The 15,850-nt window shown below is 71.2% G+C and carries 14 protein-coding genes; 10 read left to right on the top strand and 4 right to left on the bottom strand.

What is annotated here, in order from left to right; genetic code table 11:
- The first annotated feature begins 194 nt into the window (after window positions 1–194).
- The 4 genes from ACFZBB_RS10970 (at window position 195) to ACFZBB_RS10985 (ending at window position 3,723) form a co-directional block, all read left to right on the top strand.
- Entirely contained in the window at window positions 195–848 is a 654-nt protein-coding gene (locus tag ACFZBB_RS10970) for a response regulator transcription factor (protein ID WP_188282025.1), read from the top strand.
- Window positions 849–853: 5 nt separating this feature from the next.
- Window positions 854–2,122, top strand: a complete 1,269-nt coding sequence (locus ACFZBB_RS10975; RefSeq protein WP_391120013.1) for an ATP-binding protein — start codon at window positions 854–856, stop codon at window positions 2,120–2,122.
- Between the two features lie 419 nt (window positions 2,123–2,541).
- Entirely contained in the window at window positions 2,542–2,841 is a 300-nt protein-coding gene (locus tag ACFZBB_RS10980) for a DUF4193 domain-containing protein (protein WP_103884889.1), read from the top strand.
- A gap of 117 nt (window positions 2,842–2,958) precedes the next feature.
- Window positions 2,959–3,723 carry a hypothetical protein gene (locus ACFZBB_RS10985; protein ID WP_391120015.1) on the top strand — a complete coding sequence of 255 codons (765 nt, stop codon included), beginning with the start codon at window positions 2,959–2,961 and terminating at the stop codon, window positions 3,721–3,723.
- Between the two features lie 55 nt (window positions 3,724–3,778).
- Here ACFZBB_RS10985 and ACFZBB_RS10990 read toward each other — a convergent pair whose 3' ends face one another.
- Complete coding sequence (locus ACFZBB_RS10990; protein ID WP_355338460.1) at window positions 3,779–4,228, bottom strand: DUF3093 domain-containing protein; 450 nt, start codon at window positions 4,226–4,228, stop codon at window positions 3,779–3,781.
- Between the two features lie 27 nt (window positions 4,229–4,255).
- Window positions 4,256–5,149 carry an SDR family NAD(P)-dependent oxidoreductase gene (locus ACFZBB_RS10995; protein WP_391120017.1) on the bottom strand — a complete coding sequence of 298 codons (894 nt, stop codon included), beginning with the start codon at window positions 5,147–5,149 and terminating at the stop codon, window positions 4,256–4,258.
- Between the two features lie 155 nt (window positions 5,150–5,304).
- Between ACFZBB_RS10995 and ACFZBB_RS11000 the strand changes: the two genes are divergently transcribed.
- The 4 genes from ACFZBB_RS11000 to ACFZBB_RS11015 all read left to right on the top strand — a co-directional run bounded on the left by ACFZBB_RS11000 (window position 5,305) and on the right by ACFZBB_RS11015 (window position 8,170).
- Window positions 5,305–5,910: a hotdog domain-containing protein gene (locus tag ACFZBB_RS11000; protein ID WP_391120019.1), complete on the top strand. Its 606-nt coding sequence runs from the start codon at window positions 5,305–5,307 to the stop codon at window positions 5,908–5,910.
- Window positions 5,911–5,947: 37 nt separating this feature from the next.
- Window positions 5,948–6,478, top strand: coding sequence for a dUTP diphosphatase (gene dut / locus ACFZBB_RS11005; RefSeq protein WP_188282019.1), 531 nt, complete (start codon window positions 5,948–5,950; stop codon window positions 6,476–6,478).
- A 2-nt stretch (window positions 6,479–6,480) separates the two neighbouring features.
- Window positions 6,481–7,254, top strand: a complete 774-nt coding sequence (locus ACFZBB_RS11010; protein ID WP_391120023.1) for a DUF3710 domain-containing protein — start codon at window positions 6,481–6,483, stop codon at window positions 7,252–7,254.
- A 178-nt stretch (window positions 7,255–7,432) separates the two neighbouring features.
- Window positions 7,433–8,170 (top strand): ATP-binding cassette domain-containing protein, encoded by a 738-nt coding sequence (locus ACFZBB_RS11015; RefSeq protein ID WP_391120025.1) that lies wholly within the window; start codon window positions 7,433–7,435, stop codon window positions 8,168–8,170.
- Between the two features lie 77 nt (window positions 8,171–8,247).
- Here the strand turns inward: ACFZBB_RS11015 and ACFZBB_RS11020 are convergent, their stop codons facing one another.
- The gene (locus ACFZBB_RS11020) at window positions 8,248–9,429 is read right to left on the bottom strand and encodes an ROK family protein (protein ID WP_355338445.1); all 1,182 of its coding nucleotides are present in this window, start codon (window positions 9,427–9,429) and stop codon (window positions 8,248–8,250) included.
- Between the two features lie 239 nt (window positions 9,430–9,668).
- Here ACFZBB_RS11020 and ACFZBB_RS11025 point away from each other — a divergent pair, with 239 nt between their 5' ends.
- The gene (locus ACFZBB_RS11025) at window positions 9,669–10,823 is read left to right on the top strand and encodes a Gfo/Idh/MocA family oxidoreductase (protein WP_391120154.1); all 1,155 of its coding nucleotides are present in this window, start codon (window positions 9,669–9,671) and stop codon (window positions 10,821–10,823) included.
- 20 nt (window positions 10,824–10,843) lie between these two features.
- Window positions 10,844–11,851 (top strand): sugar phosphate isomerase/epimerase family protein, encoded by a 1,008-nt coding sequence (locus ACFZBB_RS11030; protein ID WP_355338442.1) that lies wholly within the window; start codon window positions 10,844–10,846, stop codon window positions 11,849–11,851.
- Window positions 11,852–11,975: 124 nt separating this feature from the next.
- Here the strand turns inward: ACFZBB_RS11030 and ACFZBB_RS11035 are convergent, their stop codons facing one another.
- Complete coding sequence (locus ACFZBB_RS11035) at window positions 11,976–15,629, bottom strand: glycoside hydrolase family 3 C-terminal domain-containing protein (RefSeq protein WP_391120028.1); 3,654 nt, start codon at window positions 15,627–15,629, stop codon at window positions 11,976–11,978.
- Between the last annotated feature and the right edge of the window lie 221 nt (window positions 15,630–15,850).

The raw sequence follows: 15,850 nt of genomic DNA on the forward strand, positions 1-15,850 counted from the left end.
TCGTCTTGCCCACCCGCTTCGGAGCGGAAACCTCCGTCGGCCGGAGGAATATTCCGCTCTCGGCTCCCTTACCGCCGATTTACGGTCCTCCGGTGCAGGATGGTGGAGCATTCGCACAGCTCATGCCGTTCCGGCCGCGGCTCCGCGCCGCCGCAGGACCGCTCATGTCCCCCCGCTCTGGAAGGAACAGCGCCTTGCGCGTACTGGTCGTCGAGGACGAGCAACTGCTCGCCGATGCGGTTGCCACCGGGCTGCGCCGCGAGGCGATGGCCGTCGATGTGGTCTACGACGGCGGCGCCGCCCTGGAGCGGATCGGGGTCAACGACTACGACGTCGTCGTCCTCGACCGCGACCTCCCGGTCGTCCACGGCGACCAGGTGTGCCGCGAGATCGTCGATCTCGGCCTGCCCACCCGGGTGCTGATGCTCACCGCCGCCGGTGACGTCAGCGACCGGGTGGAGGGTCTTGAACTGGGCGCGGACGACTATCTGCCCAAGCCCTTCGCCTTCACCGAGCTGACCGCGCGGGTCCGCGCGCTGGGCCGCCGTACGACCGCGGCCCTGCCGCCGGTCCTGGAGCGCTCCGGCATCAAGCTCGACCCCAACCGCCGCGAGGTCTTCAGGGACGGCGCGGAGGTGCATCTGGCGCCCAAGGAGTTCGCGGTCCTCGAAGTGCTGATGCGCAGCGAGGGCTCGGTGGTCTCCGCCGAGCAGTTGCTGGAGAAGGCGTGGGACGAGAACACCGACCCGTTCACCAATGTGGTGCGGGTGACCGTCATGACACTGCGCCGCAAGCTCGGTGAGCCTCCGGTGATCGTGACGGTCCCCGGTTCCGGTTACCGGATCTGATCCGCGTGGCGTATCCCTCCGCCGGCTCCCCCGTGCCCGCACCGCCCTCGGCCCCGCCGACCCCGCCCAGGCCCCCCTGGGACCCGCTGCCGGGCGAGAGCCCCCTGCCCTGGCTGCGCCCGACCATCCGGATACGGCTGACCGTCCTGTACGGCGGCATGTTCCTGATCGCCGGTGTGCTGCTGCTGTGGATCATCTATCTGCTGGCGGCCCAGGCCCTGCACCAGGGCAGCGAGCCGCTGTTCACCGTCAACAGCGGCCGGGTCAACATCGTCAGCAACACCTGCCCGAGCCTGATCAACGAGACGGATTCGGGGCGCTTCAACTCCGCCCTGGCGCAGTGCATGGCCGTCCAGCGCGAGGCGGCGCTCAATGTGCTGCTCAAGCGCTCGCTGCTGGCGCTGATCGGCCTGGCCGTGGTCGCGCTGGTCTTCGGCTACGTGATGGCCGGGCGGGTGCTCGCGCCGCTCGGGCGGATCACCAGGACCGCGCGGGTCGTGGTCGGCTCCGACCTCAAGCGCCGGATCGAGCTGGACGGCCCGGACGACGAGTTGAAGGAGCTGGCCGACACCTTCGACGAGATGCTCGACCGGCTGGAGAGATCCTTCGACGCCCAGCGCCGCTTCGTGGCCAACGCCTCGCACGAGCTGCGCACACCGCTGGCGATCAACCGGACGCTGCTGGAGGTCCAGCTCTCCGATCCGGACGCCTCGGCCGACCTGTTGCAGCTCGGCAAGACGCTGCTGTCCACCAACGAGCGCAGTGAGCAACTGGTCGAGGGCCTGCTGCTGCTCGCCCGCAGTGACAACGAGATCGTGGACCGCAAGCCGGTGGACCTGGCGGAGGCCGCCTCCCGGGCGCTCGACCAGACTCGCGCCGAGGCGCAGGGCAAGGGCGTGGAGCTGCGCTCCCGGCTCGACGGCGCGGTCGTCCAGGGAAACGGCGTGCTGCTGGAAAGGATCGCCCTGAACCTGGTACAGAACGCGGTGCGGTACAACGTGGCGGAGAACGGCTGGGTCGACGTCTCCACGGCCGTGGAGGGCGGCCAGGGGCTGCTCGTGGTCGCGAACACCGGACCGGTCGTTCCGGCGTACGAGATCGACAACCTTTTCGAGCCGTTCCGGCGTCTGCGTACCGAGCGGACGGGAAGTGACAAGGGGGTGGGACTGGGACTGTCCATCGCGCGTTCGGTGGCACGGGCGCACGGAGGCGTCATCGTGGCCGAGCCGCGTGAGGGAGGCGGCCTGGTTATGCGGGTCGCGATCCCGTTGTGAACCGCGTCACGCCCAGGACGGCCACCGGCGACGACAGCACCGACGAGTGTTCGCTATGCGAGAAATTTCGCGGTCTGTTCCCCGCCGGGAACCGTTGTGATCGACAGCACATGCTATTGGAGGGACACCTACACACAGTGATCAAGGCATTGGGGAAAAAGACCGGAAAATCCATGTTTCCCCAGGTCATGATCACGGGAAGTACACGTGATGGCGCCCGCGACGTACGACTTTCAGACTGTCGCGAGTGACGATCGGCCACCCGTGCGATCACCCCTTCGGGGGCGACCTTGGGTGTCGATTGAGTAACAGGCCTTGATGTGAGGCAAAATCTCCGCCTCGGGTCGGGCACAAGTCCGGCCTCCCGCGCGTTACGTGCGCTGGAGACACCGCAGACACCCACAGGGGGAGAGCGAAAAATGGCTACGGATTACGACACCCCACGCAAGACCGACGATGACGTCAACGAGGACAGCATCGAGGAACTGAAGGCCCGGCGGAACGAGAAGTCCACCTCCGCGGTGGACGTCGACGAGTTCGACCAGGCGGAGTCCCTGGAGCTGCCGGGCGCCGACCTCTCCAATGAGGAACTGTCGGTTCGCGTACTGCCCAGGCAGGCCGACGAGTTCACCTGCATGAGCTGCTTCCTGGTCCACCACAGGAGCCAGCTCGCGGCGGAGAAGAACGGCAACCCGATCTGCCGCGACTGCGCGGCCTGATCCGCGGGCGCGGTGACGGGCTCACGGCGGGACGGCCGGGCGGACGACGACGGCCGGGCGCAGGACCAGGACCAGGACCGGGCACAAGGCCCGGTGGAGGGTCCGACGGTAGGCCGGGTGGAAGGCCGAGAGGGCGACGAGCGGGGCCGCAGGGCCTCGCTCGCGGCCACGACCGCGCGCGGGGCGCGCGGAATACGCAGCGGGGCGCGCTACGGCGGCAGGAAGGCGATGGCGGGCATGGGCTCGGTCGCCGAGCGGCTGATCGAGGTCGCCCCGCGCATCCCGGTGCGTGACCTGGCGACGCTGCGGGGGCAGTTTCCCGGTCTCGGCCCCGAGGACATCGCGGACCGGCTGATCGCCACCGCGGTGAAGGGCACCATGACCGTCGGCGCCGGTGTGGGCGCCGCCGCGATGCTGCCCACCCCGCCGGCGATGCCGGCCGAACTGACCGCCGAGACGCTCGGCGTCGCCGCGGTCGAGTTCAAACTGATCGCGGAACTGCACGAGGTCTACGGACTGCGTGTCCCGGGCAACTCCCGGGAGCGCGCGACCGCGTATCTGTGGTCCTGGACCGAACAGCGCGGTATCGATGTGCTGAAACTTTCCACGGTCAACGTGGCCCTGGGCAGCAGCATGAAGAGGGAGATGCGCCAGCGGCTGCTGCGCCGCACTCTGCGCAATATGCCGACGCTGACGCCGTTCATGATCGGCGCGGCCGTCGGCGCGGTGATGAACCGCCGCGACACCCGCAAGCTCGCCCAGCGGATCCGCCACGACCTGCGCGCCGCGCAGCTCCCGTGGCCCGAGCTGCCCGCCGTCGGCGCACCGGCCGACGCGGCCCTGACCGGCACGCTGTGGCAGCCGCCCGCCATCGAGCCCTGACCGGCCGCGGGCGCCCCCGCGGGGGCAGCCCGGCACCCGTCCGGCCCGACCGGTCCTACTGGGGCGCCTTCACGGCTTTGAGCGCCTCCGCGAGCCGCTTCGGCGAACGCGTCGACAGATAGACGTACGGCGTCGGGTCGTCCGGATCGGTCACGTCGACCTTCAGCGCCGTCGGCACGTACGAGCGCAGCAGCATGTACGCCCGCGGGTCGGCCTTGTGGGAGCGCCAGGCCACCGTCTCCGCCGCGTCGAGGACGGTCGCCTCGCCCAGTGCCGCCAGCGGGATCCTGGCCTTGCCCGCCACCAGCGAGCCCGCCACCACGCGGATCCGCGCGGACCCGTACGAGCTGACCGCCATCATGGCGACGGCCGCGCCGGCCGCGAGCCCGGCCAGCATCGGCAGCGGGCCGAACGGGAAGAGGATCAGCGCCATCGCCACACCGACCCCGGCGGCCAGGAACCACCAGGAGCGCGGCACGGTGAGACGTTCGTCGTAAGGCTGCATGGCACCAGACTGCCATGCGGTCCTGTGCTATCTGCCGCGGAGGCGCGCCAGCGCACGGGTGACCCTCGGCGGTGCCTGCCGCAGCCCGGTGGCGAGCTGCTTCGCCCAGTCGGAGGCCGCCGTCGGCGCCACCGCGTCCAGCACCGCGGTCGAGCGGGCGCCGCCGCCCACCAGATAGCGCGGCAGCGGGTGCCGGGCGGTCAGCGCCTTGCGCACCGCGAGCGCCACCGGGCGCGGCCCCGGCAGGTCGCGGCTGCCGCGCAGCACCTCCCCGGCCGCCGCGTACTGCTCCTGGTACGCCGACGCCCGCTCGTCGGGCAGCAGCCCGGCGCCGGTCTCCCAGATGCCGGTGCCGTAGGAGCCCGGCTCGATCAGCGAGACCTGCACGCCGAACGGCGCGGTCTCCATCCGCAGCGCGTCCGTCACCGACTCCAGGCCGCGCTTGCTCGCGCAGTACCAGCCGAGCATCGGCAGCGACACCCGCCCGGCGATCGACGACACGTTGACGATCCGGCCCGCCCGCCGGTCCCGCATCGCGGGCAGCACCAGGCGGGCGATCCGCGCGGGCGCCACCAGATTGGTCTCCAGCTGGCGCCGTACCTGCTCGTCGTCCACGTCCTCCACTGCGCCCGGCTGCGCGAACCCCGCGTTGTTGACCACCGCCCACGGGCCGCCGTCGGTCATCGTGGCGATCTCGGTGAACGCCCGGACGCAGGACGTCGCGTCGGCCACGTCGAGCACCGCGGTGCGCACCGCCGCGCCCGTACGGTCGACCGCCGCGCGCAGGGCCCGCGCGTCCCGGTCGTTGCGGACCGTGCCGATCACGTCGAAGCCGCAGTGCGCCAGCTCCAGCGTGATGGCACGGCCGATGCCGCGTCCGGCTCCGGTGACGACGACGGACTGGCCTACTCCTGGGGACATGCGCGCGCTCCGGTGCTACCAGATGACAACGGGGGGACTGCGGGGGCGGTACGAGGGTGGTACAGGGGGCGGTTTCCGCCGGCCGCCGGGCGGCTCCCCCGGGACCAACGGACACCGGCAGGGAAAGGATCCCGCGGAAGGGTAGGGTCTCGGGCGTGAGTGGAGCGAACACACCCAGAAGCGACGGACGGTCGTCGTTGACGCCGCCGCCCGACGCCACCGCGCCCACGCGGCACCCGGACGCCCCGGCGCCGGGCGAGCTGCTCGGGGCGCACTACGACCAGTGCTTCGGCTGCGGTGAGGGTCTGCCGCACGGGCTGCACCTGGCGGCGAGGGCGGGCGAGGGCGTCAGCGTCACCGCCGAGTTCACCGTCAAGCCCGCCCACCAGGGCGCGCCGGGCCTCGCCCACGGCGGGGTCCTGGTCACCGCGCTGGACGAGACGCTGGGCTCGGTCAACTGGATGCTGCGCGCCATCGCCGTCACCGGACGGCTGGAGTCGGACTTCCTGCTCCCGGTCCCGGTCGGCGCCACGCTGTATCTGTCGGCGCGCTGCACCGCGGTCGCCGGACGCAAGATCTACAGCTCGGCCGAGGGCCGGATCGGCGGCCACGACGGGCCGGTCGCGGTCCGCGCGGAGGCGCTGTTCGTCGAGGTCAAGCTCGACCACTTCACGCAGAACGGCCGCGCGGAGGAGATCCGCGCGGCGATGTCGGACCCCGACCAGGTGAAGGTCGCCCGCGCCTTCGAGGTGAACCCGTGAGCCGTGAGCCGCTGCGCCTCGTCAGCGAGGTGAACCCGTGAGCACAGAGCGACAGCCGGTGGACGTACTGCTGCACCGGCTCGACGAGTCCGTGCCCGTACCGTCCTACGGGCATCCCGGTGACGCGGGCGCGGACCTGACCACCACGCTGGCGGCGGACCTCGCGCCCGGTGAGCGCGCGGTCCTGCCCACCGGGGTGTCGATCGCCCTGCCCGACGGGTACGCGGCCTTCGTGCATCCCCGCTCGGGGCTGGCAGCGCGCTGCGGTGTGGCCCTGGTGAATGCCCCGGGAACGGTGGATGCCGGGTACCGTGGAGAGATCAAGGTGATCGTCGTCAACCTCGATCCGCGCGAGACCGTGCGGTTCGAAAAGGGTGACCGGATCGCCCAACTGGTCGTCCAGCAGGTCGAGCGGGTCCGTTTCCATGAGGTGGCGGAGCTGCCCGGCTCTGCCAGGGCCGCGGGGGGCTTCGGCTCCACGGGGGGTCATGCCGCGGTGGAGACGCCGTCGGCCGACACGTCCAGAGTCGGATTCGCATCGGTCGTTGCAGACCGGGAAGGACAGTGACCGTGTTCCGTCGTCGCAAGGAGCGCGAAGACGACCTCGGCGAGCTCGACGAGGCCGCAGGCCCTGACGAGCAGGTCGAGGACGCCGAGGAGTCGGACGACTCCGGTGAGTCCCTCCGGTACAACCTTCCGCCCGCCCCGAGGCCCGACGGCCCGTGGGACCTGAGCGAGGTCAGTGAGCCCGGCGAGGGCCGCGTCGACCTCGGCGGACTGTTCGTGCCCGGAGTCGAGGGCATGGAGCTGCGGGTCGAGGTCGCGGGCGAGTCCATCGTCGCCGCGACCGTGGTGCTGCGGGACAGCGCCGTGCAGCTCCAGGCGTTCGCCGCCCCCAAGTCCGAGGGCATCTGGGGTGAGGTCCGCGAGGAGATCGCCTCCGGTATCACCCAGCAGGGCGGCATCGTCGACGAGCTGGAGGGCCCCCTCGGCTGGGAGCTGCGGGCCCAGGTGCCCGTCCAGCTCCCCGACGGCACCAATGGCGTGCAGCTCGTGCGGTTCATCGGCTGCGACGGCCCGCGCTGGTTCCTGCGCGGGGTGATCTCCGGCCAGGGCGCGGTGCAGCCCGCCGCCGCCGGTGTGCTGGAGTCCGTCTTCCGCGACACCGTGGTGCTGCGCGGCGACACCCCGATGGCGCCGCGCGACCCGATCGTGCTGAAGCTGCCGAACGACGCGCAGATGGTGCCGGACGGCGCCGCGCCGACCGAGCAGGGCGAGCCGTCGAAGTTCGGCGACGGCATCGACCCGCTGCGCCGCGGCCCGGAGATCACCGAGCTGCACTGAGGCGTCGCTCCGCGTACGCGCCGTTCGCGGCCTTCGTGGCCCCTCGTGGCCCGGATCCGTTCCCACGGATCCGGGCCACGGCGTTTGCGCGTACCGTACGGATACGCGACGGCCGTACGGTGGCCGGCGCGCCGCGGGCGGGGGCCGGCAGGGGATGCGGCCAGGACGGGGAGGACGCATGAGCGAGGGGTCCACGGGACGTGCGGGGACGGCGGTCGCGGACGGTCCGCCGTCCGGGGACATGGTCGTCGTCGAGGATCTGCGCCGCACCTACGGCAGCGGTGACACCGCCGTGCACGCCCTGCGCGGTGTCTCGTTCTCCGTCCCGCGCGGCGAACTCGTCGCGCTCAAGGGCCGTTCGGGCTCGGGCAAGACCACCATCCTCAACCTCGTGGGCGGTCTCGACAGCCCCGACGGCGGCCGGATCATGCTCGACGGCACCGATCTGGCCTCGCTCGGCGACGACGAACTGCTCGCCCTGCGCCGGGACCGTATCGGCTTCGTCTTCCAGTCCTTCGGGCTGCTCCCCATCCTCAGCGCCGCCGAGAACGTGGGGGTCCCCATGCGGCTGCGCAAGACCCCGCCGCGTGAGCGCGAGGAGCGCGTCGAACTCCTCCTGGCCCTCGTCGGCCTCGCCGACCACGCCGCCCAGCGCCCCGGCGAACTCTCCGGCGGCCAGCAGCAACGCGTGGCCATCGCCCGCGCCCTCGCCAACCGCCCCGTCCTGCTCATCGCCGACGAGCCCACCGGGCAGCTCGACGCCGACACGGGCCTGGCCGTCATGGAGTTGCTGCGCGCGGTCGTCCGCAGCGAGTCCGTCACCGCCCTCGTCGCCACCCACGACACGCAGCTCCTCGCCCTGGCCGACCGCGTCCTGGAACTGCGCGACGGGCAGATCGTGCAGACCACGGACTGAGCGGCCCGACGCGGATCCGGCCGGTACGGATCAGGCCGCTCCGGGTCAGGCAGCATTCCGGTCAGGCCGCTTTCCGGTCAGGCCGCTCCGGCGAGCAGTGAGGCGGCGTCGGCGAGGACGAGACCGGCGGCCCCGCGGACCTCGGCGCCGTCCCCGAGGCCGCCGGTGACGATCTCCAGGCCCTCCGCGGCGGAGGGAAGGGTGTGGCGGCGGACACCGGCCCGCATGGGTTCGAGGATGTCGGCGCCCGCGGCGGCGAGGTCGCCGCCGACCACGATCAGGCGCGGGTTGAGGAGGGTGACGAGCGTGGCGAGCGCGCGGCCGACGGCGTCTCCCGCGTCGCGGACGGCGCGCAGGGCGCCGGTGTTGCGGTCGCGGATGAGGGCGGGGAGGTCGCGGGGGGCGACGGTCTCGCCCCAACTGTCGGACAGCAGGCGGGCGATGGCGACGGGGCTGGCGACGGTCTCCAGGCAACCGCGGTTGCCGCAGCGGCAGATGAGGCCGTCGGTGATGAGCGGGAGATGGCCGATCTCCCCGGCGAGGCCCCGTGAGCCGAGCAGGAGGCGGCCGTCGCTGACGATGCCCGCGCCGATACCGGCGGAGAGCCGGACGTAGACCATGTCGCCCGCCTGCCGTCCGGCGCCGTACATGCGCTCGGCGAGGGCGCCGGCGTTGGCGTCGTTGGTGACGCGGACCGGCAGCGAGGTGCGGTGGCGCAGTTCGTCGGTGAGGCGCAGCCCGACCCAGCCGGGCATGATGCCCTCGGCGCCGAGGGCGCCGCTGCCCTTCTCGACCGGGGAGGCGATTCCGGCGCCGATGCCGAGGACGCGTTCGCGGGCGACGCCGGTCTCCTGGAGGGCCCGGCCGACGAGGACGGCGACCAGGTCGAGGGTCTCCTGCGGGGCGCGGTCCACGTCCTTGGCGACCCAGTGCTCCCACAGGACGGCGCCGAACAGGTCGCAGAGGATGACGCGTACGTGCTGGTGACCGATGTCCGCGCCGATGGCGTAGCCGGAGCTGGGGACCAGCGAGAGGGACTGGGCGGGCCGTCCGGTCCGGCGGGGCTCGGGTTCCTCGGGGCCCTCGTCCTCGGTGACCAGGCCGACGGTGATGAGGTCGGCGATCAGCGAGGAGACGGTGGCCCTGGACAGGCCGGTGACGCGGACGAGTTCGGGCCTGCTGCTGCGTGCGGTGGTGTGCAGGGCCTCAAGGACCCGGAGCCTGCCGACCTCGCGGAGATTGACTGGAGTGTCGATCACTGCCCCCCGGATGTGTGACGTCTCGGCAACCGCACGGTGCCCTGTTGCCGTCACCGACGTCAAGAGCCTTGACTTATGCCGAAGTTCAGGCAGAAACTCGCGAACTGTTCTATCCGGCGCCGCGAGTTTCAGTCGATGCCGGATGAATAACGATTCACGGCCCGTACCAGGAGCGGCATTCCGCCAGGAGGACGTACGTGACGACGACACCACCCCCGGTCCCCGCGCTGCGGATCGGCATGGTCGGCCATGCCTTCATGGGCGCGGCGCACTCCCACGCCTGGCGCACCGCGGGCCGCTTCTTCGACCTGCCGGTGCGGCTCGAACTCACCGCCGTCTGCGGCCGGTCGAGCCAGCGGGCGGCGGCGGCCGCCGAGCGGTACGGCTGGGGGTCGTACGAGACGGACTGGCGGGCGCTGGTGGCGCGGCCGGACATCGACGTGGTGGACATCTGCACGCCGGGCGACAGCCACGCGCGGATAGCGGAGGCGGCGCTCGCGGCGGGCAAGCACGTGATGTGCGAGAAGCCGCTGGCCAATTCGGTGGGGGAGGCCGAGGCGATGGTCGACGCGGCGCACAAGGCCCGGCAGGCCGGGGTGCGTTCGATGGTGGCCTTCAACTACCGCCGGGTGCCCGCGCTGGTGCTGGCGCGGCGGCTGATCGAGGAGGGCAGGCTGGGCACGATCCACCAGGTGCGGGCGCAGTACCTCCAGGACTGGCTGGTCGACCCGGAGTTCCCGCTGGCCTGGCGGCTGCGCAAGGACCGTGCCGGGTCCGGGGCGTTGGGCGATCTCGGCGCGCACAGCATCGACGCGGCGCAGTATCTGACGGGTCAGCGGATCAGCTCGGTCGGCGCGCTGCTGGAGACCTTCGTGACCGAGCGGCCGCTGCCGGAGTCGGCGAGCGGCCTGTCGGGCAAAGGCGGTTCCGAGCGCGGCCGGGTCACGGTGGACGACGCGGCGCTGTTCACCGCGCGGTTCGACGGCGGCGCGATCGGCGTGTTCGAGGCGACCCGTTTCGCCACCGGGCACAAGAACGCCATGCGGATCGAGGTCAGCGGCTCGCGCGGCGCGCTCGCCTTCGACGCCGAGTCGATGAACGAGCTGGCCTTCCACGACCGTTCCGAGGACCCGGACACCGCCGGTTTCCGCCGCGTCCTGGTCACCGAGCCCACCCACCCCTACCTTGACGCGTGGTGGCCGCCGGGCCATCTGATCGGCTACGAGCACTCCTTCACGCACCAGGTGCGCGATTTCGCCGAGGCGGTGGCGGGCGGTACGGATCCGCGGCCGTCGTTCGCCGACGGGCTCCAGGTGCAGCGGGTGCTGGCGGCCGTGGAGACCAGTGCCGCGGCCCTCGGCGTGCACATCCCGGTGCCCGCCGCCCATTCCTGAACCCCTGCTGGAGGACGCACATGGCCCGACCCGTCACGCTCTTCACCGGCCAGTTCGCCGACCTGCCCTTCACCGAGGTGTGCGCGCTCGCCTCGCGGTGGGGGTACGACGGCCTGGAGATCGCCTGCTGGGGTGACCACTTCGACGTGGAGGCGGCGCTCAGCGACGACGCGTATCTGCCGCGGCTGCGCGACACCCTGGACAAGCACGGGCTCAAGAGCTGGACCATCTCCTGCCATCTGACCAGCCAGGCGGTCTGCGACCATCCGATCGACGAGCGGCACCGGGGCATCCTGCCCGCCCGTATCTGGGGCGACGGCTCGCCCGAGGGGGTGCGGGAGCGGGCGGCGGAGGAGATCAAGAACACCGCGCGGGCCGCCGCGGCCTTCGGCGTGGACACCGTGGTCGGCTTCACCGGTTCGTCGATCTGGCACACGGTGGCGATGTTCCCGCCGGTGCCGGAGGAGATGGTCGACCGTGGATTCGCGGACTTCGCCGACCGCTGGAATCCGATCCTGGACGTCTTCGACGAGGTCGGGGTCCGGTACGCGCACGAGGTGCACCCGGGCGAGATCGCGTACGACTACTGGACGACCGTGAGGACCCTGGAGGCGATCGGCCACCGCCCGGCCTTCGGGCTCAACTTCGACCCCAGCCACTTCGTGTGGCAGGACTTGGACCCGGTCGGCTTCCTGTACGACTTCCGCGACCGTATCTACCACGTGGACTGCAAGGAGTCGGTCAAGCAGTTCAACGGCCGCAACGGGCGGCTCGGTTCGCATCTGCCGTGGGGCGACCCGCGGCGCGGCTGGGACTTCGTGTCGACCGGGCACGGCGACGTGCCGTGGGAGCCGGTCTTCCGGATGCTCAACAGCATCGGCTATGAGGGGCCGATCTCGGTGGAGTGGGAGGACGCGGGGATGGACCGGATGACGGGCGCGCCCGCCGCGCTCGCGCACGTACGGGCGCTGGCCGCGATCGAGCCGCCCGCGGCCTCCTTCGACTCGGCGTTCAGCTCATCCTCATGAACGTGTGGGATCGTCGCTGACGTCCTGCGGCCCCTCCCGGCGGGCCCGGTCCTGACAGGCTGGCCGGCCGGGCGGCGCTCGGCGCGCCGTCCCCCGCAGCGGGGGGACGGCGCGCCGCTGCGTGTCAGCCGCCGATCGCGATCGAGAACAGGTGCATGGCGACCTGGTGGTCGACCTGCGTCTTGCTCACGTTCGGGAGGGTGATCGCCTGGACGGTCTTGCCGGGCAGCAGGTCCACGGTGGCCGCGGAGATGTGCACGGTCTGCTGCTGCTGTCCGCCGCCGTTGTTGAGATAGGGCGTGCTGGCGGCGAAGTCGCTGCCCTGCGACGGTGATCCGGCCCACCAGTCGGACAGGGCCAGCGCGTAGGTCTGCGTGGTCCCGTCGGTGTAGACGATGGTGCCGGTGCCGGAAGTGGCGCCGAAGGCGCTGGTGCCGACAAAGCCCAGCTTGGTTCCGGTGCCGGTGATCTCGACGGCCTGGCCGCCCGCCACGGCGTTGTCGGGGTCCCCGGTGCCCGCGGTGGCGGGCCAGGGGAAGGACACCCCGTCGTGGTCGGTGTTCTGGCCCGCGTGCCAGCCCAGGGCGGCCAGCGCCTGGAGCGAGAAGCTGGCGCCCTCGCCGTCCAGGCTGCCGGTCGTGGTGTGGGCGTCCTCGCTGATGCCGGAGTTGTTGTAGGCGGCGGTCAGTGACGCGTACGGCACGGTGACCGGGGCCTGGGCGCTCTCCTCCCCGGAGGGGGTGATGACGGTGGCGTCCAGGGTGAAGCTGTCCGGGTCCGCACCGGCCGGGACGGTCACCTGCCAGGTGGTGGTGGCCTTCTGGCCCGCGCCGACGGTGTCGAAGGTCGCCGGGCTGGTGGGCGTGGCCGTCCAGCCCGCCGGGGTGGCGAGCGTGACCGACACGTTCCGCACCGCGGACGCGGCGCCGTTGGTGTACGTGGTGGTCGCGGTCAGGGTGCTGCCCGCCTTGGCGATCGGCAGCGCGTTGAGCGTGAGGGTGCCGCGGACCACGACCGGGGTGGAGCCGGTGACGCCGCCCACGGTCGCCGAGACGGTGGCGACGCCGTCGGCCACCGCGTGCACCAGGCCGTTCTTGTCGACGGTGGCGACCGCCGGGTCACTGCTGCGGTACGTGACCTTGGCGGTGGACAGGTCGACGAAGGACTGGTCGTTGTTGACGGCCTCCACGACGTTGTCCGCGGTGACGGACAGGTCGCGCTGTTCCTTCGCCGGGTTGGTGTCGTCCTTGATCCACTTGTTCCTGCCGGTGAGCGAGAAGGTCTGGCCCGCGTCGTGGACGACGCTCTCGGGCTGCACGGTGACGTAGCGCACCTTGGGGGTCAAAGTGCCGCTGATCCTCACGTTCGCGGTGGCCGCCGGGTGCGCGGAGTCCGGGCCCAGCCGGAACGCGTAGGTGCCGTTGTAGACGGTCTGCCGGGAGCTCTTGGCGTCCCAGAAGGACAGGTCGGCGGCCTTGACGGTGATGGTCAGGTGCTGGCTCTTGCCGGGCCCCAGCACCTTGGTCTTGGCGAAGCCCGCCAGCCGCTTGGCGGGCAGTTCCACGCCGGGGACGGTGAAGGGGGTCGCCGCATAGAGTTGCGCGACCGTGGCGCCCGCCGTCTTGCCGGTGTTGGTGACGTCCACGCCGATCTTCACGGTGCCGTCCGGCGTGATCTGCGTCTTGTTGGCGCTGACCGAGGTGAAGGAGAAGGAGCTGTAACTGAGTCCGTAGCCGAAGGGGTACGTGGGGGCACCGGTGAAGTACTGGTACGTACGGCCGAGGCCGCCGGTGGCGCTCGGGGTCAGCCCGTAGTTCTGCTTGTCGGGGAGCTGTGAATCGTCCTTGTACCAGGTGAAGTTGAGGTGCCCTGACGGGTTGACGTCGCCGAAGAGCACATGGGCGAGCGCGGTGCCCTGCGACTGGCCGTTGTAGCCGCTGAAGACGATCGAGGAGACCGGTGAGCCGGCGGCGGTCTCCTTCTGGATGTCGACCGGGCCGTCGGACTGGATGACCAGGGCGAGCTTGTCGGTGCCGAGCGCCGACGTCTGGTCGATCAGCGACTGGTAGTTGCCGGGCATGTTCAGGTTGTCGCGGTCGTTGCCCTCGTCGCCGTTGGCCTGGGTGGTGCCGACGAACAGCACCACGAGGTCGGCGGCCTTGATGTCGGCCTTGGTCTTGTCGGAGAGCACCGCGGCGCCGGTGCCGGTGGACGAGGTGCCCGCCGCGTCGTAGACCACGGACGCCGTGGGGTCGATCGCGTGGATCTCGTTCTGGATGCCGCGCAGCGGGCTGGTCCGGTAGGTCGGGTCGCCCGAGTACAGGCCGAGCGTCGCGGTGTCGGCCAGATCGCCGAGGACGACGACCTTCTTGGTGGTGGCGGGGTCGACGGGCAGCAGTTTGCCGCCGCCCGAGGCCCGCTTGTCGTTCTTCAGCAGCACCAGGGAGTTGTCGGCGACCGTGGTGGCGAGCGCCTGGTGGGCCGGGCTCTCGATCTGGTCCTTGGTGATGTTCGTGTACGACACCGCGCTCGCCGGGTCGAACTCGCCGGTCTCCATGCGGATGGTGAAGACCTTCACCAGGGCGGTGTCGACCACGCCCTCGCTGAGCGCGCCCGCCTCGATGGCCTCCTGGATGTTGGCGGTGGTCGCCTCGTCACCCGTGCAGTTGAGGTCGGTACCGGCCCGCAGCGCGTACGCCTGGCCGCCGGCCTGCCCGGACATCGTCGTGCCGGTGGCGGTCTCGGTCCACGTCGGGTTGTCCTTGTGGTCCGTGGTCCAGCCGGGCGGCGCCCAGTCGTGACCGCCGGGGAACTGCCGCCAGTTGGTGCTGACCGCGCCGCAGTCGGAGGTGATGTAGCCGTTGAACCCGTAGGTGCGCTGGGCGAGTTGGCTGGTGGTGTAGGTGTCGGAGACCGACGGGGTGCCGTTGATCGCGTTGTACGACGTCATGAGCCCGGACACGTGCGCGTCCTCGATCAGCGAGCGGAACTGCGCGGTGTAGTAGTCGCGCAGGTCGGTGTCGTTGACGTCGGAGCTGATGCCGGTGCGGTTGTCCTCGACGTTGTTGAGCGCGTAGTGCTTGGCGGTGGAGGCGACCTTCAGATAGCCGGTCTTCGAGGTGCCGTCGGGGTTGTTGCCCTGGTAGCCGTCGACGAACTGGCCGGCCATCTGCCCGACGAAGTACGGGTCCTCGCCGAACGCCTCGTCGGTCCTGCCCCAGCGCGGGTCGCGGTCGAGGTTGACCGTCGGCGCCCAGAAGGTCAGCGAGCCGTAGTCGTCGGCGGACGGGCCGAGGTTGTTCTGGCCGGTGCCGAAGAGCGACTTGTCGACGAAGCCGCGCACCTCGTCGGAGATCGCGGTGCTCTCCTGGTAGAGCAGCGCGGGGTCCCAGGACATGGACGAGGCGAAGTTGGTCGGGAAGCTGGTGGCGTGGACGCCGCCCTGCGCCCCGCCGTTGTTCTGATTGGCCCCGAGGGTGTTGACGCCGTGCTGGCCCTCGCTCCAGTACGTGTACTGCTGGACGCCCAGCCGGGGGATGGCGGCGCCGCTGTTGGTGCTGAGCTGCTGGACCTTCTCCTGCAAGGTCATCCTCGACACCAGGTCGGCGGCCCGCTCCTGGAAGGAGTAGTGGGTGTCGAGGTAGACCGGGGTGGCGGCGACCGCCTCGTGTGGGGTGTTCGCGGCCGCGCTCGGGCCGAAGCCCGCCGTCAAACCGATCGCACACGCCATGGCGCAGACCGCGGCCAGTCCCGCGCGTCGGCGCTTTCGCTCGTCCATCCTGCCTCCGTCGTCATCGAGCAGCATCGAGCAGATGCCGGTACCGACTTCGGTGCAAGTCCGAAGGAAGTCCGGGTCTCGCGTCATCAGTTGGGCAGTGTGTTGCCATCTTTGACGCACCGTCAAGACAAAGAACGCGATCGGACCGGCATTTTTTGACTTCTCACTGCAAAAAGCTGGAAGCGGGCTGCTCGCCGGCTTTTACCCCGGAGCCGGTCCGG

The organism is Streptomyces sp. NPDC008139 (assembly GCF_042957025.1).
Taxonomy (GTDB): Bacteria; Actinomycetota; Actinomycetes; order Streptomycetales; family Streptomycetaceae; genus Actinacidiphila.

Bases quoted from the DNA above. Each gene is read 5' to 3' on its own strand.
- ACFZBB_RS11030 (WP_355338442.1), top strand. From the start codon at position 10,844: ATGGCCCGACCCGTCACGCTCTTCACCGGCCAGTTCGCCGACCTGCCC.
- ACFZBB_RS11015 (WP_391120025.1), top strand. From the start codon at position 7,433: ATGAGCGAGGGGTCCACGGGACGTGCGGGGACGGCGGTCGCGGACGGT.
- ACFZBB_RS11035 (WP_391120028.1), bottom strand. From the start codon at position 15,629: ATGGACGAGCGAAAGCGCCGACGCGCGGGACTGGCCGCGGTCTGCGCC.
- ACFZBB_RS11025 (WP_391120154.1), top strand. From the start codon at position 9,669: ATGGTCGGCCATGCCTTCATGGGCGCGGCGCACTCCCACGCCTGGCGC.
- ACFZBB_RS10990 (WP_355338460.1), bottom strand. From the start codon at position 4,228: ATGCAGCCTTACGACGAACGTCTCACCGTGCCGCGCTCCTGGTGGTTC.
- ACFZBB_RS10995 (WP_391120017.1), bottom strand. From the start codon at position 5,149: ATGTCCCCAGGAGTAGGCCAGTCCGTCGTCGTCACCGGAGCCGGACGC.
- ACFZBB_RS10980 (WP_103884889.1), top strand. From the start codon at position 2,542: ATGGCTACGGATTACGACACCCCACGCAAGACCGACGATGACGTCAAC.